The sequence below is a fragment of the Candidatus Pseudothioglobus sp. Uisw_050_01 genome (assembly GCF_048085775.1).
Lineage (GTDB): Bacteria > Pseudomonadota > Gammaproteobacteria > PS1 > Pseudothioglobaceae > Pseudothioglobus.
In genome coordinates this window covers 1,256,788-1,280,707 of the sequence record NZ_CP159804.1, presented here as the reverse complement: position 1 = coordinate 1,280,707, position 23,920 = coordinate 1,256,788, and the positions used below count along the sequence as shown (strand labels likewise).

General features: G+C 34.9%; 28 protein-coding genes and 1 riboswitch. Of the genes, 5 read left to right on the top strand and 23 right to left on the bottom strand.

Annotated elements, in window-relative coordinates; genetic code table 11:
* The first annotated feature begins 26 nt into the window (after window positions 1-26).
* The 4 genes from ABXT51_RS06480 to ABXT51_RS06465 are packed head-to-tail and all read left to right on the top strand — an operon-like array spanning window position 27 to window position 3,562.
* The gene (locus tag ABXT51_RS06480; RefSeq protein WP_416694655.1) at window positions 27-1,076 is read left to right on the top strand and encodes an FAD-binding oxidoreductase; all 1,050 of its coding nucleotides are present in this window, start codon (window positions 27-29) and stop codon (window positions 1,074-1,076) included.
* The gene (locus ABXT51_RS06475) at window positions 1,069-1,371 is read left to right on the top strand and encodes a BolA family protein (protein ID WP_416688455.1); all 303 of its coding nucleotides are present in this window, start codon (window positions 1,069-1,071) and stop codon (window positions 1,369-1,371) included. The genes ABXT51_RS06480 and ABXT51_RS06475 overlap by 8 nt, the downstream gene beginning before the upstream one ends.
* Window positions 1,372-1,373: 2 nt before the next feature.
* On the top strand, window positions 1,374-2,912 hold the full coding sequence (locus tag ABXT51_RS06470) for a LysM peptidoglycan-binding domain-containing protein (RefSeq protein WP_416694653.1): 1,539 nt from the start codon (window positions 1,374-1,376) through the stop codon (window positions 2,910-2,912).
* Complete coding sequence (locus ABXT51_RS06465; RefSeq protein ID WP_416694650.1) at window positions 2,909-3,562, top strand: hypothetical protein; 654 nt, start codon at window positions 2,909-2,911, stop codon at window positions 3,560-3,562. The genes ABXT51_RS06470 and ABXT51_RS06465 overlap by 4 nt, the downstream gene beginning before the upstream one ends.
* Here the strand turns inward: ABXT51_RS06465 and ABXT51_RS06460 are convergent.
* The 14 genes from ABXT51_RS06460 to ABXT51_RS06395 form a co-directional block, all read right to left on the bottom strand.
* Window positions 3,528-4,256, bottom strand: a complete 729-nt coding sequence (locus ABXT51_RS06460; RefSeq protein ID WP_416694648.1) for a cell division protein FtsQ/DivIB — start codon at window positions 4,254-4,256, stop codon at window positions 3,528-3,530. The genes ABXT51_RS06465 and ABXT51_RS06460 overlap by 35 nt on opposite strands.
* On the bottom strand, window positions 4,249-5,127 hold the full coding sequence (locus ABXT51_RS06455; RefSeq protein ID WP_416694646.1) for a D-alanine--D-alanine ligase: 879 nt from the start codon (window positions 5,125-5,127) through the stop codon (window positions 4,249-4,251). Before ABXT51_RS06455 ends, ABXT51_RS06460 begins: the two co-directional genes overlap by 8 nt.
* Complete coding sequence (murB, locus tag ABXT51_RS06450) at window positions 5,124-5,936, bottom strand: UDP-N-acetylmuramate dehydrogenase (RefSeq protein ID WP_416686389.1); 813 nt, start codon at window positions 5,934-5,936, stop codon at window positions 5,124-5,126. The genes ABXT51_RS06455 and murB overlap by 4 nt, the downstream gene beginning before the upstream one ends.
* A gap of 27 nt (window positions 5,937-5,963) precedes the next feature.
* Window positions 5,964-7,376: a UDP-N-acetylmuramate--L-alanine ligase gene (murC, locus tag ABXT51_RS06445; RefSeq protein WP_416694643.1), complete on the bottom strand. Its 1,413-nt coding sequence runs from the start codon at window positions 7,374-7,376 to the stop codon at window positions 5,964-5,966.
* A complete protein-coding gene (gene ispF, locus ABXT51_RS06440) occupies window positions 7,373-7,849 on the bottom strand; it encodes a 2-C-methyl-D-erythritol 2,4-cyclodiphosphate synthase (RefSeq protein WP_416694641.1) in 477 nt (158 codons plus the stop codon). The genes murC and ispF overlap by 4 nt, the downstream gene beginning before the upstream one ends.
* Window positions 7,850-7,852: 3 nt before the next feature.
* Window positions 7,853-8,563, bottom strand: coding sequence for a 2-C-methyl-D-erythritol 4-phosphate cytidylyltransferase (gene ispD, locus ABXT51_RS06435; RefSeq protein ID WP_416694639.1), 711 nt, complete (start codon window positions 8,561-8,563; stop codon window positions 7,853-7,855).
* Between the two features lie 25 nt (window positions 8,564-8,588).
* Window positions 8,589-8,948 (bottom strand): FtsB family cell division protein, encoded by a 360-nt coding sequence (locus ABXT51_RS06430; RefSeq protein WP_416694637.1) that lies wholly within the window; start codon window positions 8,946-8,948, stop codon window positions 8,589-8,591.
* Window positions 8,949-9,353 carry an RDD family protein gene (locus ABXT51_RS06425; protein WP_416694634.1) on the bottom strand — a complete coding sequence of 135 codons (405 nt, stop codon included), beginning with the start codon at window positions 9,351-9,353 and terminating at the stop codon, window positions 8,949-8,951.
* Window positions 9,354-9,382: 29 nt separating this feature from the next.
* Complete coding sequence (gene xseA / locus ABXT51_RS06420; RefSeq protein WP_416694632.1) at window positions 9,383-10,648, bottom strand: exodeoxyribonuclease VII large subunit; 1,266 nt, start codon at window positions 10,646-10,648, stop codon at window positions 9,383-9,385.
* Complete coding sequence (locus tag ABXT51_RS06415) at window positions 10,641-11,135, bottom strand: Smr/MutS family protein (RefSeq protein ID WP_416694630.1); 495 nt, start codon at window positions 11,133-11,135, stop codon at window positions 10,641-10,643. The genes xseA and ABXT51_RS06415 overlap by 8 nt, the downstream gene beginning before the upstream one ends.
* Window positions 11,136-11,232: 97 nt before the next feature.
* A complete protein-coding gene (gene rpsT / locus ABXT51_RS06410; protein WP_416651240.1) occupies window positions 11,233-11,493 on the bottom strand; it encodes a 30S ribosomal protein S20 in 261 nt (86 codons plus the stop codon).
* A gap of 82 nt (window positions 11,494-11,575) precedes the next feature.
* Window positions 11,576-12,181, bottom strand: coding sequence for a high frequency lysogenization protein HflD (hflD, locus tag ABXT51_RS06405; protein ID WP_416694628.1), 606 nt, complete (start codon window positions 12,179-12,181; stop codon window positions 11,576-11,578).
* Complete coding sequence (gene mnmA, locus ABXT51_RS06400; RefSeq protein WP_416694626.1) at window positions 12,174-13,262, bottom strand: tRNA 2-thiouridine(34) synthase MnmA; 1,089 nt, start codon at window positions 13,260-13,262, stop codon at window positions 12,174-12,176. Before mnmA ends, hflD begins: the two co-directional genes overlap by 8 nt.
* Before the next feature lie 2 nt (window positions 13,263-13,264).
* Window positions 13,265-14,179 (bottom strand): PhoH family protein, encoded by a 915-nt coding sequence (locus ABXT51_RS06395; protein ID WP_416694624.1) that lies wholly within the window; start codon window positions 14,177-14,179, stop codon window positions 13,265-13,267.
* Window positions 14,180-14,260: 81 nt separating this feature from the next.
* Here ABXT51_RS06395 and ABXT51_RS06390 point away from each other — a divergent pair, with 81 nt between their 5' ends.
* Entirely contained in the window at window positions 14,261-15,283 is a 1,023-nt protein-coding gene (locus ABXT51_RS06390; protein WP_416694622.1) for a polysaccharide deacetylase family protein, read from the top strand.
* A 3-nt stretch (window positions 15,284-15,286) separates the two neighbouring features.
* Here the strand turns inward: ABXT51_RS06390 and miaB are convergent, their stop codons facing one another.
* The 9 genes from miaB to ccmA all read right to left on the bottom strand — a co-directional run bounded on the left by miaB (window position 15,287) and on the right by ccmA (window position 23,852).
* Window positions 15,287-16,609: a tRNA (N6-isopentenyl adenosine(37)-C2)-methylthiotransferase MiaB gene (gene miaB, locus ABXT51_RS06385; protein ID WP_416694620.1), complete on the bottom strand. Its 1,323-nt coding sequence runs from the start codon at window positions 16,607-16,609 to the stop codon at window positions 15,287-15,289.
* Entirely contained in the window at window positions 16,610-17,644 is a 1,035-nt protein-coding gene (locus ABXT51_RS06380) for a mechanosensitive ion channel family protein (protein WP_416694617.1), read from the bottom strand.
* Window positions 17,644-18,141, bottom strand: a complete 498-nt coding sequence (locus ABXT51_RS06375) for a murein hydrolase activator EnvC family protein (RefSeq protein WP_416694614.1) — start codon at window positions 18,139-18,141, stop codon at window positions 17,644-17,646. Before ABXT51_RS06375 ends, ABXT51_RS06380 begins: the two co-directional genes overlap by 1 nt.
* Window positions 18,131-18,709, bottom strand: a complete 579-nt coding sequence (locus ABXT51_RS06370; protein ID WP_416651226.1) for a YqaA family protein — start codon at window positions 18,707-18,709, stop codon at window positions 18,131-18,133. Before ABXT51_RS06370 ends, ABXT51_RS06375 begins: the two co-directional genes overlap by 11 nt.
* Before the next feature lie 14 nt (window positions 18,710-18,723).
* Window positions 18,724-19,620: a glycine--tRNA ligase subunit alpha gene (glyQ, locus tag ABXT51_RS06365; protein WP_416694612.1), complete on the bottom strand. Its 897-nt coding sequence runs from the start codon at window positions 19,618-19,620 to the stop codon at window positions 18,724-18,726.
* 141 nt (window positions 19,621-19,761) lie between these two features.
* Window positions 19,762-21,174, bottom strand: coding sequence for an adenosylhomocysteinase (gene ahcY, locus ABXT51_RS06360; RefSeq protein ID WP_416694609.1), 1,413 nt, complete (start codon window positions 21,172-21,174; stop codon window positions 19,762-19,764).
* Window positions 21,175-21,195: 21 nt separating this feature from the next.
* Window positions 21,196-21,264: riboswitch (S-adenosyl-L-homocysteine riboswitch) on the bottom strand.
* A gap of 35 nt (window positions 21,265-21,299) precedes the next feature.
* Window positions 21,300-22,433: a methionine adenosyltransferase gene (gene metK / locus ABXT51_RS06355; RefSeq protein ID WP_416694606.1), complete on the bottom strand. Its 1,134-nt coding sequence runs from the start codon at window positions 22,431-22,433 to the stop codon at window positions 21,300-21,302.
* Window positions 22,434-22,587: 154 nt separating this feature from the next.
* Window positions 22,588-23,253 (bottom strand): heme exporter protein CcmB, encoded by a 666-nt coding sequence (gene ccmB, locus ABXT51_RS06350; RefSeq protein ID WP_416677412.1) that lies wholly within the window; start codon window positions 23,251-23,253, stop codon window positions 22,588-22,590.
* Complete coding sequence (ccmA, locus tag ABXT51_RS06345) at window positions 23,250-23,852, bottom strand: cytochrome c biogenesis heme-transporting ATPase CcmA (RefSeq protein ID WP_416694603.1); 603 nt, start codon at window positions 23,850-23,852, stop codon at window positions 23,250-23,252. Before ccmA ends, ccmB begins: the two co-directional genes overlap by 4 nt.
* Between the last annotated feature and the right edge of the window lie 68 nt (window positions 23,853-23,920).

Here is a 23,920-nt window from a genome sequence, read left to right as displayed (position 1 = left end):
TTCATAACTATAAGACCTACATTATAATGGCACCTTTATATTTTTTATCTCCAAAAACTATGTTTACAGTTTTAAATCAAGTTAGTGGTAAATCATTCAAGTGTGGAGATGAAGAATCTGTTCTAGATGGAGCGCTTTCAAACGGCTTTAATTTTCCATATGGCTGTCAAAATGGTTTTTGTGGTCAGTGTAAAGCGGTTATCCTTAATGGAGAGATTGATTATGATGGTGAGGTCCCATCAGTTCTAAGCGCTGATGACATTGATTCAAATATGGCATTGCTTTGTCAGTGTAAAGCAAAGAGTGATTTATATATTGCAGTTGATGAGCTTGACTCTCTGGCAGCTATTGAAGTTCGAAGTATGCCGTGCCGAGTAGAGCAAATTAATCATTTGAATCATGACGTAATCCAGCTAATATTAAAGATACCTGGTGCTCAATCTTTGCAGTATTTAGCAGGGCAATACCTCGACTTAGAGCATTCAGATTTTGACTCAAGATATTACTCTATCGCCAACGCGCCAACTAACTCAAATCTGATTGAGCTCCATATTCGTTTGGTTGATAATGGAAAGCTCACTAACTTCATTTTTAATTCGTTAGTCCCTAAATCAATTTTAAGAATTGAAGGTCCCAAAGGAAGTTTTTTTCTAAGAGAAGAAAGCGAATGCCCAATCATTTTTATTGCTGGAGGAACTGGTTTTGGCCCAGTTAAGGCAATAATAGAGCACCTTATTAATATAAGGTCCCAAAGGAAGGTTTATTTATACTGGGGGGTAAGAAGTGAAGTTGATTTGTACTCGAACCTTCCATCTGAATGGAGTGAAAAATACCCCAACATCTCTTTTATTCCAGTATTATCAGAAGCAAATGAGACTTGGGATGGAAATAAAGGCTATGTTCATGACTCAGTTATTAAAGATTTTGAAGACTTAACAGGATTTGAGGTTTATGCTTGTGGCCCACCTGTAATGGTTAATGCAGCAGCTAAAAGCTGTCTTGAACATCAACTAGTTAAAGAGAACTTCTTTTCTGATTCTTTTGAATACGCAAATGTGAGTAATGACAATGCCTAGTATGGAAAATCATTTAAAAAATCAACTTGATTTAGCTTTGAGTCCAGAGTATTGCGAAGTTAGTAATGAGTCTAGTCAGCATTCAGGACCAGCTACTGAGTCGCACTTTAAAATTGTAGTCGTAAGTCCAACCTTTGATGAAATGAAGCTTATTGATCGTCACCGTTTCATTAATAAGCTTTTTGCCGAAGAGTTAAAGCATATTCATGCTTTGGCAATGCATACCTACAGCCCTCAAGAGTGGAAAAAACGTCAGATTGCACCTAATTCACCCGAATGCTCAAGTAAGAAGTAGATGTGAGATCTGCTCTTTTATTAATCTTTTTGATTCTTTCTGGCTGTCAATCGGTCATTGATAAAAATCAAACTTTAGCCAGCCCCAAGGGTAAGTCAGTCAATACTATTCAATACTCTCAAGAGGATGATTTATGGCAAGTTATTGCCAATCGTCAGGGTATTGAAAGTGTTTCTAATTCAAGAGTTCAAAGTCGTATTGATTGGATAAGTAATCATCCAGAGTATCTATCTTTAATTTCAAAAAGAGCAGAGCCTTTTTTATATCTTGTTGTCTCTGAACTAGAAAAGCAGAACGTTCCAATTGAAATTGCTTTGCTACCTATTGTTGAATCTGATTACTATCCATTTTCATATTCTCATGGAACGGCAGCAGGGTTGTGGCAATTTATACCTTCTACTGGGAGAATGTATGGCCTAGAAGAAGACTGGTGGCATGCAGATAGAAGGGATGTGCTTGCCTCAACTAAAGCCGCTGCTAATTATTTAAATGATCTAAATAAAATGTTTAAAGGAGATTGGCTTCTATCTATTGCTGCTTATAATGCAGGCCCTGGAAGAATTCAAAGAGCAATTGATACAAATATTAAGCTTGGAAAAAAGACAGATTTTTGGAGCCTAGATCTACCTCAGGAGACTGAGAAGTATGTTCCTAAGCTCCTAGCCCTTAGTCAGGTAATTAAAAATCCTTCTCGCTATAATCAAAAACTGTTTGAGATCGATAATAAGCCCTTCTTAAATGAAGTCGAACTAGATTCACAGTTTGATTTAGCGCTTATTTCTCAGTGGACTGGCTTAAGTATTGACCAGATTTATAACTATAATCCTGGATTGAAACGCTGGGCAACTCCTGAATCCCTGCCATACATAATGCTGCTTCCAGAAGAAGTTATTTATAGTTTTAATGACAATTTATCTAAACAAGGTCAAAGACCAAAAATTAGTTGGACTCGCTATAAGATTAAGCAAGGCGATAGTCTTAGTCTTATTGCACAAAATTACAATACAACAATTGGTCAAATAATGAGCGTTAATGAGCTTGATAATGATGCCATAAGGGCTGATAAGTATTTAATTGTCCCTTTAGCTCAAAAATCAGAGAACTACTACTCTTTGTCAGATAATCAACGGGAAAAAAGTAGATTAAATATTCAAAAAAATTCAGAAAAAATTATCTATACAGCTGTTGCTGGAGATAGTCTATGGAAAATTTCTATTAAGTTTGATACCACAATTAATAATCTTGTAAGGTGGAATCAAATTAGTCCCTCGGACTCTTTGTCTATTGGAAAAGAATTAGTTATCTTAAGGGATAACAAAAACAAGACAGAGTTGGCTAAAATAACGAATACTGGAATTGATATTAATAGAGATATTTTTTACACGGTAAAGGAGGGCGATAACCTATCAAGGATTGCCCAAAAGTATAATGTTAAAATTGCAGAAATTAGATCTTGGAATGATTTGAATGAAGAATATATATTACAACCAGGCGATAAATTAACTATTACTATTAACGTGGTTAACTCAAACTTATCATGACAAATATCCCGATACAAAAAACTATTTTAGCAACCTTAGCATTTGCTTTTTCTAATTGGAAGAAGTTACTTGAGGCCAGTATTTTCCCAATACTTTTAGCTCTTCCATTCTTGCCTGAGCTGGTGCATTTATTATCTATGCTAAAGCCTGGAAGTGACGTCCCAGAAAATATTAGTTTTCACATATCTTATTTCCTAATGTTTATTTATGCCTCAATGGCAATATTAATAAATATATATAGACTTGTAATTCTAGGGAATAATTCTATAAATCGATTTGGTTTTGTTTTGCCTAGCTTAAGGTTTGGCCGCTTCTTTCTTTTGGCGATTCTTTTAGGTATTGGCCAAGCAGTAACACTTGCTTCAATTTATTTGCTACCGTTTTATCTTTTACTTATCCCATTAACACTTAATTTGGTATCAATAGCAAACGATGTGCCCTATAAGAGAATAGAAGTGACATGGCAGGCTCGCTTAAACATTTTTTTAATCAATTTTATAGGCCCATTTATTTTAATTTCATTGATAGGCCTAATTGAAAATAGCTATCTAGATTCTCTCTTTAGTTTTATCTCAATCTACTGGACTTCAATTAGCATAGCATTGTGCTACAAAGTCATAATGGCGAATAGCTCAACGCAAAGCCATTAGGGTATCTCATATCAAAAATTCCTCTTGTTCTAATTTTTTTATACTTCTTTAGTTTTGCAAAAGATTTGATAAATAACTCTAGGCGTTCATTTTGTTTTTGATATCCTAAAATAACCTTTATATTGTTATCTAGCGTTAATTCATCAATGGAAGTCCTTTCAAAAAGAGAAATTTTAACTGGCTCAAGGATTGATTGGTACATAGTAAAGTCAAAATAAAATTGTTTAACCTCTGATTCAGATACTATTCCAATTGGTTTTTCAGAGTTAATTGTTAAGTTTGGTTTAAATAATATGCCTCGAGAGGATATATAGCCTTCAGTTCCAAATCGCATAGCAATATCATGTTTTTCTAATGATATTCGAATCCTATTCCAAAATATTCTTTCAACTTCTACATTTGAAACCCACGGACTCTGTTCTAGTTTATTTTTAATTTGAGAGAGATTAAGTAAATATTTATTGACAAGAAGAGGTTTAATTAATTCATCATATTCATAAGCTTGGGCTTGCAATTCTCCCTTTATTTCCCATGAGATATTTGGTTTAAGTAGGGTTGATTTTTCAACAAGATATATCAAGAAGGCAATTAAAAGCGCAAAAAGTATATAGAAGACTAATTTAAATATTTTGTTTAAAAAATACTTAAAAGGTTTTTTTTGTTTCTTTACGTAATTTTTTCTTTCTCTAGCCATTAAGGATTTTGATTACTAATTCTTCAAAACTTATATTGGAGGCTTTAGCTGCAATTGGAACAAGTGAGTGAGATGTCATACCCGGCACTGTATTTATTTCTAATAAATATGGCTTCATATTTTTATCAAGAATAAAGTCAACCCTACCCCAGCCAGATGCTCCAGTTAAATTAAAAGCCTTTAATGCTATCATTTGAATATTTTTTTCTTGCGCTATAGTTAAACCTGACGGACAAAGATATTCGGTTTTATTACTAAAGTATTTTGAGTGATAGTCGTAAATATCATGGTCAGAAATAATTTTTATACTTGGGAGCGTTTTGTTATCTAATATTGCAACAGTATATTCGTCACCTTCAACCCATTGTTCTATTAATGCCTCATCATTATAATGCCATGCTGCTTTAAGTGCGTCATCAAGTTCATTCTGATTTTTAACCTTTGTAATACCAATACTAGAGCCTTCCAAAGTTGGCTTTACGGCCCATGGAAGAGGAAAATTTATTGAATCTAAATTCTGCCCTTTTATAGCGATGATTGATGGAGATAGGGGAAGGTTATGATTACTCCATAAGTCTTTAGTAGTAGCTTTATTCATGCATAGATTTGATGCAATAGCATTAGATCCTGTAAACGGGATACCTTTTTTTATAAGTTGGGATTGAATAAAGCCATCTTCACCGCCCCTGCCATGTAAAACAATAAACGCTTTATCAAATTCTTTTTCCCAAAGACTTTCAAGATTTTCATGGGTGAGATCAAATGAGAAACAATCCACATTACTTTTAAGTAGGGCTTCATAAACAGCATTGCCACTGAGTAGTGATATTTCTCTCTCAGCTGAGTAGCCTCCCATTAATACAGCAATCATATGATTATTATTTCAGTTTCAAGTTCTATATTATGTTTATTCTTTATTACACTTTGAATATGAGTAATTAAATTTTCAATATCTGAAGCGCTTGCGTTATTCTGATTAATAATATAGTTTGCGTGCATTTCTGAAACGCAAGCTCCTCCAATACAAAAGCCTTTGAGGCCAGTTGATTCAATTAATTTAGCTGCATAATGATCTTTGGGATTCTTAAAAACACTCCCACAGCTTGCTAAACCGATTGGTTGTGTCGAGTTTCTTTTATGAAGCAGGTCCCGAACATTGTCATTGGGCTGTTTTAAATTAAAGTCAAAAATAGCACTAATAAAAACTTCGTCACTAAATTTATGAAGAGTAGATCGATAAGAAATTTTATAGTCTTTGGGGAATCTTTCTTGAATCTCTCCAGATAAATTAATGGTTTTGACTGAATGGACATATTGCCATATCTCAGAGCCAAATGCACCTGCATTCATCGCTAATGCGCCGCCTACACTTCCAGGAATAGCACTAAGGAATTCAGCTCCAAATTTTAAATTTGCTTGAGAAAATCTTGATAATTTCGCGAGAGAGGTTCCTGCTCCTGACTCGATTAATCCATTTGAAATAGAAATATCTTTGAGATTTTTTGTATTAATTGTTACGCCATTAAATCCTCTATCACGGATCAATAGGTTACTTCCAAGCCCAACCATTAGAACAGGCTTTGTATTAATTTTTAAAAAATTAGAGAGCTCATTTACATCTTCAGGCTTAAGAAATTCACTAGATATTCCTCCTGATCTTAAAGAACAGTGTTTTGACATTGGTTCATTAAACTTGAGCATTATCTTTTATTCATGAAAATGATCTTTAAGCTGGTGTGGGATTTTATTGACATCACCAGCTCCAAGAGTAAGAATTACATCATTTTCAGTAACTATATTTGGAATTATTTCAATTATTTCATCAATATCTTTAACTATGATTGGATCGATTGAACTTCTTCTTCTTATCGAGTCGGCAAGGGTTGATGAGCTAATTGTATTAATTGGGGGCTCATTGGCTGAATATATATTAAGTAAAACTAATACATCTACTTTAGATAGGCAGCTCACAAAATCATTGAATAGGTCTCTAGTTCGTGAATATCTATGAGGCTGAAAAATAACTACAAGCCTTTTATCTGGATAGGTATTTCTTAAAGTACTTACAACCGCATTGATTTCATTGGGATGATGACCATAATCATCAAAGAGTGGAATAAGATAAGTGTTTACAGTTAAATGCTGGTGGTAATCAAGCCTTCTTGATACACCACTAAAATGAGACAATGCTTTCTGTATTACCTCAAGCTCTATTTCTAGTTCAATTGCAACACTAATTGCAGCAAGAGAATTTAAGATATTATGCCTTCCTATTAAATTAAGTAAGACAGGAAATTTTTTTTGATATTTTTTACAGTTAACATCAAATGACATTTTCATTTCATTCTGTTTAACGTTTGATGCCTGGACATCTGCATCATCACTGAAGCCATAACTCAAAACTGACCTATGAATTTTTTTAAGGATGTCCTTAACTCCGTCATCATCAATACAAGCAACACAAACTCCATAGAAAGGAAGATTTGATGTAAAGCTTATAAAGGCATCAGTTAGGTTGTCATAGCTATGATTATAAGTACTCATGTGGTCTTCATCAATGTTAGTAATAACACTCAACATGGGCTGAAGGTGAAGAAACGATGCATCGCTTTCATCTGCTTCGGCAATTAAATAATCACTTTTTCCTAGTTTGGCGTTCATACCAGTTGCATTTATAATGCCCCCAATAATGTAAGTTGGGTCAAGCTTTGCTTCAGTCATTATGTGAACAATTAGGCTGGTTGTAGTTGTTTTGCCATGAGTTCCTGAAATTGCTATTCCAAAGCGAAAGCGCATAAGCTCTCCCAACATTTCAGCTCTTGGAACAATTAATAGTTTTTGCTGCCTAGCCTCTTGGAGTTCAGGGTTATTTTTATTGATTGCAGAAGACACAACTACTGCCTGTTTGCCTTTAACATTTTCAGCTTTTTGCGTATAGCTAATATTACAGCCTATTTCTTCAAGTTTTTTTGTTGCTTGATTGGACTGAATGTCTGATCCAGATATTTCGTAACCTAAGTTAGCAAGAACTTCTGCAATACCACTCATTCCAGAGCCACCTATTCCTATGAAGTGTATTTTTTTAATTTTTGAGCGTGTGGGGTTATCAATGAGAGTCATGATTTGCTAACGGTTATGATGGTTATTGCTTGAATTCCTTCGCCTCTTCCAAAGGCGGTCAATCCTTCACCTGAAGTTGCAGTTATACCTACATCAGCAATTTTTATTTTGCAGATAGTAGAAATTTTTTGTTTCATAAGATCAATTTTTGGTGATATTTTTGGGTTTAAGCATTCTACTGATATTGCTATATGATTTATTTTCCATTCATGCAAATCATCAAGTGCACGTTGAAGGTATTTACTACTGTCCTTTTCTCCTTGTTGCACAAGTTTGTCCGCTACTGTCCCTAAAATATTGATACCAGTAATGCTTGATATAGCATTAGTGATTGAATGAAAGACAACATCTGCATCACTATTGCCTTTTAAGCCAAAAGAGTGATTGAATTTGATGCCTGATAGTATTAAAGGCTTTCCAGGTTTTTTTTCGAATGCATGAGAGTCTTGTCCTATGCCTGTTTTTATAGTCATAATTTACTGAAGGTAGTGGTTCGCTTGCTCAAGGTCATCTATTTGAGTAATTTTAATATTACTGGAAGAGCCAACAACAATTTTAATTGAATAACCTAGGTTTTCAATTGCTTCAGACTCATCTGTAATATTATGATTAAGTTTTACTGCATTTTCCAATGCAACTTTTAAGACTCCATACCTGAACATTTGAGGAGTTTGAGCCTTAAAAAGTTTGCTTCGATCAATTGTAGACACTTTTCCATCAATGGCAACTTGTTTAATTGTATCAACAACACCGGTAGCTAAAATACCACCAGTTTGATGATTTGATACCTCATTAATCAACATTTCAATGTCTATTTTTTTAACACAAGGGCGAACTGAATCATGCACTAAAATCCAGTCATTAGGTTTTGCAATCTTTGCTAGTGAATTTAATGCATTTAGAACAGAATGAAATCTTTCTTTCCCTCCTTTGGTACTTGCTAACATTTTTGAGTGATTAAAATAGATTGAAGATTTAAATAAAGTGTCTTTTTCAGAAAGAGCAATGACAAAGCCTGAAATTATGTCAATCTTTAGTAGTGTTTTAAGGCATTGATCTATTATAGTTAGGCCATTACTAAGCTTGAGGTATTGTTTTGGGGTTTCAGATTTCATCCTCTTCCCCATGCCACTAGCTGGCATTACCAAGTAATAATTATCATTATTCATGTCAGCAAAATGCTTCATTATAAGATTGAGATAATGCCACTAATTATAAAGAAGAATCAATAGTTTCTTCTAAATTATCAGTTACGATAATCTTATTAATTTTAAAAAAATATTCCCCTTCCTTAATTAGGCCATATTTAAATCTAGCTTTAGACTCAACCAATCTTGAGTCTTCTTCAGTAAAGCTGTTTATTTGACCTTCAATCAGAGTATTTTGATCTATTAAATTATTGTTAGTTTTCTGAATATCATTGATTATTTTTTGTTTATTTAAAACAATATATGGAAAATTATTAGTAAAAATATTCTGCTTTATTAGAGAAAATAAAATAATAATAAGAACTAGAGTAAGTTTATTTCTATTAATAAACCCAATTAGTCCTGTGGCAGATCTATTACTCATTTATTTATGAATTTCACTAAGGTAAGTTTTCGAATAGTAATCATGCAATGGAAGCTTATATTTATTAAAAAACTGAAATATAAAGCCAATTCCTGCTAATGAAGTTATCGCTAATATTAACCTTATAAGAGATTGCTTATAAGTGATATTTTCACCATCTTGCTGGGTAATTTCAAACTTCCATGCTCTCATGCCCAAAGTCTGTTTACCTTTAACCCATGATATGGAGAAGTATGAGAAGATTACTGGAAGCGTTAAAAGATAAAAGAAAAGACTATTAGTTATAGGCTCTTTTTGGTTGATAAGAATGACTATTCCAGCAATAAAAAATACAAATGAGAATACAAGCAATAGATCGTAAGTAATTGAGCCTAATCGACGTAAAAATGAAACATTAGATTGCATAATTAAATTTACTAGAGTGTTGATGTACTCTAATTATCCTCTTTCTTTGTAACTTTTGAAATGACTTTACCGTCATGAAATTTAGTGACAATAAGGTCTCCAGAATTAATTTTTTTAAATGAAACTATAACTTTTTCTTTTTCATTATGCGTTATTGTGTAACCCCTTGAAAGAGTATTAAGAGGTGATAGAAGATTAAGAAGACTGGCTTTATTGCTTAATTGATTTTTTTGGTGCTTAATGAAGTAATCTGAGTAGTTTTTTAATCGAGTTATTTGTTGATTAAGATTTGTCTTATTTTTATCAATTAGGCTATTTGTAATTCTAAATAAGCGCATCTCATAGTCATCAAGTTTTTGAGCATTTTGAAGTAATTGTTGACTTGGATCAATAATTTTGAGCTGAAGCATATTTAGGTATGCATGCTTTTGACCCAAAGACTGAACCATTAAGTCTTGCAAATTTTTTCTCAATTTAGATGCTTTATAGATTAAAACGTTTCGGTCAGGCGTTGCAGAAACAGCAGCAGCGGATGGGGTTGGTGCTCTTATATCAGCAACAAAGTCAGCAATTGTTGTATCAGTTTCATGACCTATAGAGCTAATTATGGGAGTTGAGCATTTAAATATTTCTCGAGCAAGCTCTTCTTCATTGAAAGCCCATAAGTCTTCTAATGATCCACCACCTCTTGCCAGAATGAGAACATCACAATTTTTTTGACTGTCAGCAGCTTGAAGCGCTTTAACTATTTTTTTATGCGCATTTTCACCTTGAACAACTGTGTCATAAAGCAGAATTTCGGCAAAAGGGTAGCGTGAATTTAAAACTTTAATTATGTCCTTTATAACTGAACCAGTGGATGAAGAGATGACGCCAATTTTTTTAGGATATAAGGGCAGATCTTTTTTATTCTCCAATTCAAATAATCCCTCAATCCTTAACTTATTCTTTAGCTGGTCAAATGCAAGCTGAAGGTTTCCAATTCCTGCGGGCTCCATTTGTTGAACTATTAGCTGAAAATCTCCTCTTTGTTCATAAAGTGTTGGTGCCCCTCTAATAATTACAGACATTCCATTTTCAGGATTAAATTGAACTTTTCGCTGATTTAACCTAAAAAATGCACATCTGATTTGACCACTTGAGTCTTTTAATGAAAAATACCAATGCCCAGAGGATGGTTTAGATAAGTTTGAAATTTCACCTTGTATGAAGCAATGCGGCACATTTTTTTCAATTGAGTTTCGACACAACCTCAAGAAGTTAGATACTGTATAAATTTCATCTATATTAAACATTTGCTTTGAGGTGAACAAAAACAGCGCCAGTTCCCCCCATTTCCTGGGTACAGGAGCAGAATGCCAGTACTTCTGGGTGTTGCTTTAGATAATGAACTACTTGAGACTTCATAATTGAGAGACCACTATCTGAGTGATAACCTTTTCCATGAATAACATGAATAAAGCGTTCGTTTGAATGAAAATAAATAAACTTAGAGAGTGATTGGCATGCCTCTTCTATCTTATGGCCATGCAAATCAATTGATGGAGTGGAGCCTATGTTGCCTTGTTTCATTTTTTTAAGAACTTTTGGTGATAATCCAGATTTATAATGCACTACAGCTTCGGAGCCAGATATATTGGGTTCATATAAAAAACTATATTTTTGAAACAGTTTATTTGACCCATTTTTAGAGGTAGCAGTTTTTTTAACACCATCTTTATCAATAGGTTTCTGTTGATCTACAGTAGATCGAAATAATGATTTGTCGCTTTCATCAATCATATTAGTAAAAAATTTGAATATAAAAAAACCCTCAATAGAGGGCTTTAATTATAGCAATGATTTTGCTATCGGTATATTAACCTGCAGTAAGCAAATTTTATAGCGCCTTAATTTGAGCAATAATACGAGATTTCTTTCTGGCCGCTTGATTTTTATGCATTAAACCCTTGCTTACAGCCTGATCAACATTTTTTTGCATTTCAGTAAAACCACTAGTTGCTTCTTTTTTATCTCCAGCATCAATAGCATAGGAAACCTTCTTAATAAAGGTGCGAACTTTTGCTCTAATTTGAGAGTTATGTTTATTGCGCTTTACTGCTTGTCTTGCGCGTTTTTTTGAACCTGCTGAATTGGCCATATTTTTTATTTAAAGCTTAAATTACGAAAACACGAATTATAGAGTCTCGCCTTCATTTATGCAAGCATTTGTTTGCATTAGGTTAATTTGCTAAAGATTTAATACATTCAAGTGTTTTCTTCTTATTAAGCAATAACTGCCAGGTATTACCACCTTGAGTTTTCCATAAAGACACAGCTCTTATTCCTGCAAGTAACAATGCCCTTATATGATTTGCAGTATGACGGTTTGAAAGATAAATTTGCTCACCTCGGACCATGATTGTTGGATTGAGGCTTCCAATTGTATTTTTATAAAGCTCTGCAAGTCGAGCAATTGAATTGCTATGTTGAATGTCAAAAAATTCCTGTTTATTAATAACACTAATTTCATTTGAAATTTGATTTAATAAATCTGGTTTTTTCATTAATTTTTTTTCTAAATTTATTAGGGCCGTTGCATAGAGCATAACATTGTGCATATCAATGGTTTTCTTCTCAAGAATTAATTTTAAAGAATCAAAGCCTAACTTTAGGTCCTCGGGAGAGGTAAATATTTCATCAATAGTGTCACTTTCACTAACAATACTGCTAAGGCTTGCTTTATTAGTATGGCCATCACATTTACCTGTTAGAGCGAGTTGATGCACTAAAGCTGTTGATTGAAATATACTTGCTAGTGCAAGAGTTTTTTGTGCTGTCTTATTCATTAGATTTTGATTTGATAACGCTACCACCTAGGCAAATATCTCCATCATAAAACACAACAGATTGCCCTGGTGTAATCGCTCTTTGTGATTCATTAAAGTCAACTTTAATAGTTTGGTCATCATTTAGGCTTACATCACACTTCTGTGAGTCTTGTCGATACCTGATTTTCGCGCTGCATTTGAAAGATGACTTGGGAGGACTATCAACCCAGTGGATATCATCTGCAATTAGAGAGTTATGATAAAGCAAAGGGTGGTCACCCTGTACTACAATAATTTTATTGGACTCTAGAATTTTATCTGCAACGAACCATGGCTCGGGAGAAATGCTAAAGCCCCCTCCAATTTCAAGTCCTTTACGTTGACCTATTGTATAGAAAGGCAGCCCATCATGATGTTTTATAAAGGCGCCATTTTGATCAACAATATCACCCTTCTCTTTTGGCAAGAAAGTGGTTAAAAACTCTGAAAATGGCCTCTCACCTATAAAACAAATACCTGTTGAGTCTTTCTTATCAGCATTAAGAAAGTTATTATTTTTTGCAATTTTACGAACCTCTTGCTTGTCAATTTCACCCAATGGGAAAAGACTTTGAGATAGTTGTTCTTGGTTAAGTAAATGCAAAAAATAGCTTTGGTCTTTATTTCCATCTAGTCCTGACTTTAATAGGAACTTGCCATTTTCTTCTGAAATCCTTGCGTAGTGACCGGTTGCAATTTTTTTTGCACCGAGATCTTTTGCGTAATCCAAAAAGGCTTTAAATTTAATCCTTTGATTGCAAAGAACATCTGGATTAGGGGTCCTTCCTTTTTTATGTTCAGATAAGAAGTGCTCAAATACATCTTCCCAATACTCATGAGAGAAATTGACTGTATGGAGTTTGATCCCAAGCAGGTCTGCTACTTGCTGAGCATCAGCAAGATCTTGAGATGCGCTGCAATATTCATCGTCATCATCTTCATCCCAATTTTTCATGAATAATGCTTCTACTTCATAACCTTTTTCAAGCAGAAGAAAAGCTGCAACGGATGAATCAACTCCCCCTGAAAGGCCAACAATGATTTTGTTGTCAGTTGCCATCATTACGCATTATCGTAAGCTCTTACAATATTTTTAACCAGTTGATGCCTGACAACATCTTGGGCATTGAAGTTACAAAAAGCAATTTGTTCAATATCTTTGAGAATTTTGATTGCATCTGTTAGTCCTGATTGTTTTGGATTTGGCAGGTCAATTTGAGTAACATCGCCTGTAATTACCATCTTTGAACCAAATCCCATCCGAGTCAAAAACATTTTCATCTGAGGTATTGTTGTATTCTGGGCTTCATCAAGGATGATGTAAGATTCATTTAAGGTTCTTCCTCTCATGAATGCTAATGGGGCAACTTCAATAACTCTCTGTTCTATTAGTTTATTGACTTTTTCAAAGCCTATAAATTCATAAAGTGCGTCATAGATTGGACGAAGGTAGGGGTCAACTTTTTCACTAAGGTCACCAGGAAGAAATCCTAGTTTTTCACCCGCTTCAACTGCTGGTCGAACCAAAACTATTCTCTTTACATCTGAACTTTCAAGAGCCTCAACTGCTCTTGCAACGGCTAAATATGTTTTACCTGTTCCTGCTGGACCAACTGCAAAAACAGCATCATTTTCTATAATTGCATTGACATAATTTTGCTGATTAGTGCTTCTAATATGAATATGTTTTCGACTGGTTTTAATTGTGACAGATTTTACTTCTCCATTAGGGCTGTTAAGTGATTTAATGCAAAGATCTATGTCACCAAAGTCGATTGCTTTAGTTTCAGATACAATAAGAAGGTCCTGCAAAACTGAAACAGCTAAAGCAGAATTCTCCCCTTTTATATTAAAGTCAGACCCTTTATTGGAGATATTAACGCCAAGGTTAGCGGCAATATTCTCAATATTTTTGTCAAGTCCACCACAAATATTTGCTAGTTGCTCAGAGCTTTGAATGTTTAGTGTAAATTTCATGGGTTTTATTTTACTGAATTACTTTGAAAACAAATGTTAAGTTGCATGATTTGGTTCACTATTTAATTTATCATTTATCTTATGAAAATATTAAATTTGTTTTTAAAGTTATTTATTTTAATAAGCTTTTTGCTGCCTCTAAATTCCTACGCAAGTGAAAGTGGTTGTGTGATTCTTGTTTATCATCGTTTTTCAGATGAAGAGCCAAAGTCTACAAGCACTCCACCAGATCTTTTTAATCAGCATTTAGAATATTTAAAGAAAAATGATTACCAGGTGCTGCCTTTAAAAACAGTTATTGAAAGCCTTCAAACTAAAGAAAATTTACCAGAGAAATGCGTTAGTTTGACCGCTGATGATGGTTTTTTGTCATTCTATACTGAGGCCTTTCCGTTACTAGTTGATTATCAATTTCCAATGTCTGTCTTTGTTTCAACGGAGTCTATTGATAAAAAATATGACTTAATGATGTCTTGGAACCAGCTTCGTGAAATGGCGCCTTTAATAGATGTTTATAACCACAGTAATAAACATCTCCATTTAGTTAATCAAGATACTTCGACACTAGAAAATGAAATCTCTTATGCCCAAGACAGGATTGAAAAGGAGTTGGGTGTTAATGACAAATTTTTTGCTTACCCATATGGTGAGTATGACGATAAGACTTATTCATATCTAGATGAACTTGGCTACACTGCATTTGGACAACAGTCTGGAGTTGCAAGTCAGGCCAGTGATTTTTTAAATTTTCCTAGATTCTCAATGTCAGGGCCTTATGCAAAAATGGACAGCTTTTCACTGAAAGTTCAAACTGTGGACATGCCAATTAAGAGCTATAGTCCTAAGTCTTTAATAATTTCAAATGATTACAAGCCCTTATTAGATTTAGTTTTTTCAAGGCCACTGACTACTTATGAAAAAAATAATTTCTCTTGTTTTGTTTCTGGACAAGATGTAGCGGATCTTGAATGGAGCGGCCTTCAGGGGGTAAGTGTTCAATCAAAAGCACCTCTTTTGACTGGAAGGAGTCGCTATAACTGTACTATGCCCTATAAAGAAAAAGGTCGATATTATTGGTATTCTAAACTCTGGCTAAGGTTGTAGTTTTTAAATTAACTCTGCTTGAAGTGAGTTTCCTATGCCATCCGTAATTTTAACTGATACGATTTGCCCAATTAATTGCTCATTGCCAATGAAGTGAGCTGTTCTCATGTTTTCAGTCCTACCTGACAACGTTGCTCCTTTTTTTGAGCTACCTTCTACAAGGACTTTTTGTATACTTCCAATCATTGATTTAGAGATTTCTTCGGTATTTTTTTTAAGTTTGTCTTGAATTACCACTAATCTTTGTTTTTTAGTTTCAGCGCTCACATCATCGTCAAAGCTTGCAGCAATTGTCCCAGGCCTTTTTGAGTAAATAAAACTAAATGATTTATCAAAGCCAATCTCTTCAATTAAATTAACTGTGTCATTAAAGTCCTTTTCAGTTTCACCAGGAAAGCCAATAATGAAATCTGAAGATATAGAAATACCAGGCCTAATTTTCTTTAAATTTCGAATCTTAGATTTATATTCAATAGCGGTATGTCCACGTTTCATAAGCCCTAAAACTCTATCAGAGCCACTCTGAACTGGCAGGTGAAGATGCGATACTAACTCCGGTACTTCAGCATACGCTTGAATAAGCCTGTCGCTAAACTCTACTGGATGAGAAGTGGTGTAGCGAATTCGCTCAATGCCTGAAACCTGGGCAACAATGGCTATTAAAAGTGCTAAATCAGCAACTTCGCCATCATCCATTACGCCCATAAAGGAGTTTACATTTTGACCAAGCAGATTAATTTCTTTAACGCCCTGATTGGCTAAAATTTCCACTTCACGAATTACATCATTAAATGGCCTAGAGATTTCCTCACCTCTTGTATATGGAACAACACAAAAAGTACAGTATTTACTGCATCCCTCCATTATCGAAACAAATGCTGTTGCACCATCACTATGAGGCTCAGGTAAGTGATCAAATTTTTCAATTTCTGGGAAAGAGATATCAATGCTTATTTGATTTTCATTAAGGGCTTCATTTAGCATATTTGGAAGTCTATGAAGTGTTTGTGGGCCAAAAATCATATCAACATAGGGCGCTCTTTTAAGAATCAGATCGCCTTCTTGAGAGGCGACACAGCCACCAACACCAATTACTAAGTTTGGCTTCTTTTCTTTTAATTTTCTCCAGCGACCCAATTGATGAAATAATTTCTCCTCGGCCTTCTCTCGAATTGAGCAAGTATTTACCAATAGAACGTCAGCTTCAGTAATGTCTTCAGTTAATTCGAGGCCGTGAGACTCTTTAAGGACGTCACCCATTTTATTTGAGTCGTATTCGTTCATTTGACACCCAAAAGTGCGAACGTATAATTTAGAGATGCTCATTTATGTCTTTTGAATATGCAAAGTCTGAGTTGGATAAGCGATCTCAGCATTATGATCTGCAATTATTTGAGCAATATCAAGGAGAAGCTTGCCTTTCATTTTCTTAAATTCTCCTACCTCAGTATCGGAACTAAAGGCCCAAATTACGAAATCAAGTGAAGACGCGTTGAATACATCAAAGTATACTCGGCAGGGCTGATCATTCGCAATATGGTCGTTGTTTGCTAACAAGGCTTGAACCTTTTCAATAATACTTTCCATTTGCGCAATATCATCGTACCTTATTCCAATAACCTCATAAATCTGACGGTTAGTCATTCGAGAAGGGGTTTCAATAGGAATGGTTGCAAAAATTCCGTTTGGAACATAAACTGGATTTTTACTAAAGGTTCTAATTCGCGTCATTCTCCAGCCAATTTTTTCAACAACGCCTTCGATACTTCTATCTGAAGTGCGAATCCAATCTCCAGTAGAAAAAGGTTTGTCCATTTGAATCATAAGACCGCCAAAAACGTTGGCAAGCATGTCTTTAGCAGCAAAACCTACGACAATACCACCGACACCACCTAGGGTTAGTATTGAAGAGATAGCGTAGCCATAAAATTGAGCAACTCCAAGAATAATGGCAAAAACAAAAAGGATTTTCATTAATCGAGCAAATAACCTTACAGAATCTTTATCAAAGCTTCCTTCAGATTCAAGCATAAAGTTTTCAACGCTTGAAATTAATCTTAAGATTCCCCATGTCAAAATAAATACAGGTGTGATGCTGATGTAGCTAACAATTTGACCAAGTGACTGAATTTCTGATGTTAGTTCACGCAATGACAAGTATAACCATCCATACCAAATTAGGACCTTAAGAGGGGCGGAGATTGCACGAATTAAGTGGTCATCTATTTGCGTTTTAGTACTGCCAGAATGTTTTGTGATTTGCTTAAGAACAAAGCTTAAAGCAATGTGAACAATAACAGCAAGTACTAGCAGAGCAGCAACCATCTGAAATGGACTAATGTTTTGGATAAATTCATTCATCAGAGGTATTTTAATGGATTAATAGGTTCTTCGTATTTTTTCATTTCGAAATAAAATGGTTTGTCGCTGGTAAGAGCAATTAGCCCACCTTTTTGTATAATATCACCCTCACTTACAAGTAGCTCTTGATTTTGATTGTAAATACTATAGAAGCCATAAGCATGCTTGATAATAATCATTTTTCCATAGCTTGTCATTTTATCACCGCTATATACTACTTCGCCTTTTCTTATTGCCCTTACTTCTTGACCGGCAGAATTGTTGTAAGTTAATCCAAAGTGACTGTCTTTTTCAGAGTAGGTTTTAAGTATTGACGCGTCAATAGGCAAAGACCAGTCATTGTTAACATTTGAATTACTGGTTTTTGTTTTAGTGTTTTGTTGTAAAGCCTCTACTTTGTTAAATGACTTTTCAACAACAGTAACTTGACCGGCATCATTGGTAAAGCAGCCCGCAAGAAAAATAAGTAAAAAAAGAGTCAAAAATTTAGTATTCATACCACACAAATAAAATAATAATAAAAATAAGTAAGTAGCCTAGCCAATCTATGTACTTATTTAACCATTGATCTGCCATTTTTCCTAATTTTCTTACTAGAAACGAAACTAAAAAATATCTAGCACCCCTTGCAATTAAAGAAAAGGCCACAAAGGGAATAAGTGACATGGACATCATTCCAGCGGAAATAGTAAATAGCTTGTATGGAACTGGACTAAAGCCAGCGATAAGAATAATCACAATTCCATAAGTATTAAAATAAATTTGCGCACTCTCTAGCTTTGATTCGTAACCTAGGTTAGCAAGTAAAGGCCCAATTTGATCCATAGCAAAGACTCCAATATAATAGCCAGCTACTCCACCAAGTACAGAAGCTAGAGTACAAATCGTTGCAAAATAGTATGCCTTCGATCTATTTTTTAGCGACATAGAGGCCAACAATAAGTCCTGAATTGGCAATGGTAGAATCGAGGACTCTAAGAAGCTTATCAGAGATAGCCATAAGATTGCAAATCGACTGGCTGACCAATCTAAAATTTTGCTATATACGAAGTGAAAGGGCCTCATTGACTTATGAGGACTTATTTTTTTAACATTGGAAAGCCAAGTCTTTCCCTAGAATCAAGATAAGCTTGAGCTACTTTTTGGCTCATTGACCTTACCTTTCGAATAAATCTTGCTCTGTCTGTGATGCTTATTGCTCGCCTCGCATCAAGAAGGTTAAAAAGATGCGACGCTTTCATAGCTTGCTCATAAGCAGGAAAAGGAAGGCTCTCTTCAATGAGTTTTAAGTTCATTGCTTCAGCTTCATCAAACTGCCTAAAAAGAACTTCAATATCTGCAAGTTCAAAGTTGTATTTCGATTGCTCAACTTCATTTTGATGGAAAATATCCCCATAAGTTAAACCTTCTGTCCAAACAAGATCATAAACGCTATCAACTCCTTGAAGGTACATTGCTAACCTTTCTAAACCATAGGTTAATTCTCCAGAAACAGGTTTACATGGTAGGCCACCAACTTGCTGAAAATATGTAAATTGACTCACCTCCATGCCATTAAGCCAGACCTCCCAACCTAGGCCCCATGCACCTAATGTTGGTGATTCCCAGTTATCCTCAACAAACCTAACATCATGCATCTGAAGGTCAATGCCAATAAAAGATAACGAATCAAGATAAAGGTCTTGAATATCACTTGGAGAAGGCTTTAATAAAACCTGAAATTGATAATAGTGCTGAAGGCGGTTTGGGTTCTCTCCATAGCGACCATCACTTGGTCTTCTTGAAGACTGAACATATGCTGCTTTCCATGGCTCAGGCCCTATTGATCTTAAAAAGGTTGCTGGATGAAAGGTTCCTGCACCAACTTCCATATCAAAAGGTTGCGTAATAGCGCATCCTTTTTTAGCCCAATAATTTTGTAATTTGAGGATTAAATTTTGAAATGATTTAGTTGTATCGAGTTCTGAAGCTGACATTAATTTGAACTAAAAATAACAATAACAAAAATTTTACCTCACCAACAACTTTTGAGGGTTAGCATTTATATTTTTGTATTAAATACTATTATAAAAAATGCGGGAAGATTTCCCGCATTTTTTATTTAACTAAGAGAAAGCTTAATATTTATAAGTCTCTGACTTAAACGGACCTTCTTTAGGAGTATTAATGTATTTTGCTTGAGTGTCAGTCAAAATAGTCATTACGCCTCCAAAACCTCCAACCATTCCAGCAGCTACTTCTTCATCAAGTTTCTTTGGAAGAATCTCGACTGTGACATTCGCAGCTTTTTGATTATTAGGAAGGTCAGCAAATTTTTTCTCAAAAAGGTGCATTTGAGCTAAAACCTGGTTTGCAAAAGAGCCATCCATAATTCTAGACGGGTGACCAGTTGCATTTCCTAGATTAACTAAACGACCTTCAGACAACAAAATTAAGTAGTCGTTTTTATTTTCAGAGCGATATATACGGTGGACTTGAGGTTTTACTTCATCCCATTTCCAGTTATCACGCATATATAAAGTATCAATTTCATTATCAAAGTGACCAATATTACAAACTAAAGAGCCTGCTTTTAGGCATCTTAGCATCGCCGAATCACAAACATTTGTATTACCAGTTGAAGTAACAATTAAATCAGTAGTGCTTAGTAATTCTTTATTAATGCAATCCATTGAGCCTGTGTTAATACCATCGATATATGGTGAAACAACCTCAAAACCATCCATACAAGCCTGAAATGCACAAATAGGATCAACTTCAGTAATCTTTACAATCATTCCTTCTTGACGAAGTGACATAGCAGAGCCTTTGCCAACATCACCATAACCTATTAGAAGCGCCTTCTTTCCTGACATTAGCATATCTGTACCGCGCTTTATAGCATCATTTAATGAGTGACGACATCCATATTTATTATCATTTTTTGCTTTAGTAACAGCATCATTAACATTAATCGCTGGAACTTTAAGCTCACCACTTTCAATCATCTCTAGAAGACGGTGAACACCTGTTGTAGTTTCTTCACTAATACCGTGGATTTTATCAAGCATTTCAGGATATTTTTCATGAACCATGCCAGTCAAATCACCGCCATCATCTAAAATCATGTTGGCATCCCATGGCTTACCATTGTGAAGAATAGTTTGCTCAATGCACCATAAAAATTCTTCTTCAGTTTCACCTTTCCAAGCAAAAACTGGAATATTTTTTGCAGCCATCGCAGATGCAGCATGATCTTGAGTTGAAAAAATATTGCAAGATGACCAGCGGATTTCAGCGCCTAAATCTATTAGCGTTTCCATAAGGACAGCAGTTTGAATTGTCATATGAATGCAGCCCATAATTCTTGCTCCATTCAAGGGCTGCTCTTTTCTGTATTTTGATCTAAGAGCCATTAAAGCAGGCATTTCAGCTTCTGCTAACTCGATCTCTTTACGCCCAAATTCTGCCAAATTAATATCAGCAACTTTGTAGTCAAGGTTAAGATCAGCAACTTTAAAGCCAGTATTATCTATTGTTGATTCGCTCATTTTATTTCCTATTAAATTGAAAAAAAATGAGCGTCGTTTTGGTTACCAAGCCTGATTGAGAAGTATCCCAATGCAACGCTCCTTGGTAAGTTTGATATTATACAAAAAAATAATTAAAAAAGAAACTATTTTAGCAAATCTGCTTTATCAGTTTTCTCCCAGCTAATTGAGTCTTCAGTTCTGCCAAAATGACCATAGCTAGCAGTTTGTTGATAGATAGGACGCTTTAAATCCAACATTGCGATTAAGCCTTTAGGTCTTAGATCAAAGTGCTTTCTAATCAATGCCACTATTTCATGGTGAGGAATTTTTCCAGTTCCAAAAGTATCAACACTAATACTCGTTGGCTCTGCAACGCCAATTGCATAAGAAACTTGAATTTCACATCTTTCAGCAAGTCCAGCTGCCACAATATTTTTTGCAACATATCGAGTTGCATAAGCTGCACTTCTATCAACTTTTGATGGATCTTTTCCAGAAAAAGCACCGCCACCATGTCTAGCCATACCGCCGTAAGTATCTACAATAATTTTTCTTCCAGTAAGGCCAGCATCTCCAACAGGACCCCCAATTACGAAGTTACCAGTTGGATTAATATGGTACTGAGTATCATTTGTCAGCCATTTTTCTGGCAAGATCGGCTTAATAATGTCTTCAAGTATGGTTTCTCTAAGCTTTTCTAATGAGATGTCACCGTCATGCTGCGTTGAAAGAACTACCGCATCAATTCCTACAATTTGATTGCCTTCATAAATACAAGAAACTTGGGATTTTGCATCAGGGCGAAGCCAAGGTATGGATCCGTTTAACATTAGCTCTGCTTGTTGTTTAACCAGTTGATGAGAGAGCATAATAGGTGCTGGCATTAATTCATCTGTTGAATTTTCAGCATAACCAAACATAAGCCCTTGATCACCAGCACCTTGTTCGTGATTTTCACTTTCTGTAACACCCATAGAAATGTCTTGTGACTGTCTGCCTAAGAGGTTAGTTACTGAACAAGTGTTCCCATTAAAGCCATATTCTTCTTTGTCATAACCAATACCAAGAATCGTTTTTCGAACCACTTCCTCATAATCAATTTGGGCGTTAGTAGTTATTTCTCCTGCCAAGACAACTTGATTATCTTTAACTAAAGTTTCAACAGCAACTCTTGAATTGATGTCTTGTTTAAGTGCGGCGTCGAGAATAGCGTCAGAGATTTGATCACAAACTTTATCAGGGTGACCAGCAGAAACAGATTCAGAGGTAAATATCATAGTGCATTCCTATAAAAAATAAAAAAACCATTAAAGTGGGTTTCTCCGGAAAACACCAACTTTAGCTTATTTTAGTCATCTTAGTGACAACGCTAGCAATCGAAACAAATCAGCGTGTAAGGATTATATAATCTTTTATGATCGAATGCAAAGGTTATTCCAAGCTAACCCTTAAAGCGACTGCACTTATAAATGGAGCAGTTATAAGACTAATAATAAGAATTGAGCCTAAAAAATAGAGCTGACCATTAATTGAAAGGTTGAATTGTGATTGAGAGACTGCGCTTGTTGCAAAAATTAAAATAGGTATGTAAAGAGGAAGTATTAATAAAGATAATAACATTCCAGAGTTTTTTATACTAACAACTAATGAAGCCCCTATAGAGCCTATTAGGCTCAAACAAGGGGTGGCTAAACACAGCGTTAACATTAAAATATAGATGCTATTAGAGTCTAAAAATAGGGCTACTCCAAGTAACGGCGAAAGTAATATGATTGGAAGCCCACTAAGTATCCAATGCGCAGTAGTTTTAGCAAGGAGAATTAAGGGAAGTGGGTGATGTGAAATAACTATTTGCTCAAGAACACCATTATCATAGTCGGAGTGAAACAAGGAGTTAAGTGATAAAAGTACTGCAAGCATTGTAATAACCCAAATAATACCAGGCGCTATATTCATTAATGTTTCAGCATCTGGGCTTATAGCAATTGGAAATAATGAAATAGAAATAACAAAAAACATTAGAGGATTAAGAAAGCTAGATGGATTTCTAAATGCCATTTTTAAATCTCTTGTTAGAGTTGTTAAAAAGATATTCAAAGAGAAATCTCCTTAAGGCTTTTAATATTGCAATCTTGATGGGTTGTTAATATACATAGGCCACCATTTGCACAATGCTTTTCAATTTGATTTTCAATTATCTTGATTCCATCTGAGTCTAGTGCGGTGAAAGGCTCATCAAGAAGCCAAACTTTTGACTGACTAATAAAAAGAAGTGATAATGCTACCCTCCTTTTCTGGCCTGCAGAAAGGTTTCCAGCAGACTCATGTTCATAATTTTCTAATCCAACTTCTTTTAAAGCGTCATGAAAATTTGGCGATATAATTTCTGTATTTAGATTGGTTAAATATTCTAGATTTTCGATGCAGCTAAGCTCTGAGCTCAAAGCAGCATAATGGCCAAGATATAGAGTCTCTATTTGATACTTTTCACTATTTGATTTATTTTGGTCGAATTCTATGGAGCCCAGCTCTGGAGTATTAAGTCCAGCAATTATCTTTAGAAGCGAGGTTTTTCCTGATCCATTCTGACCAGAGATTCTAAGCACTTCACCAGAATTTAATTCAAAAGATAAGTTTTCAAAGAGAAGGTTGTAGCCTCTTTGACAGCTTAAGTTATTGACCGATAGCTTTGACATATCATTATTTTAGTTGATAAGCTCAATAAAGGCGATACATTCGAAGGAGCTTATGACTTAATTTAAAG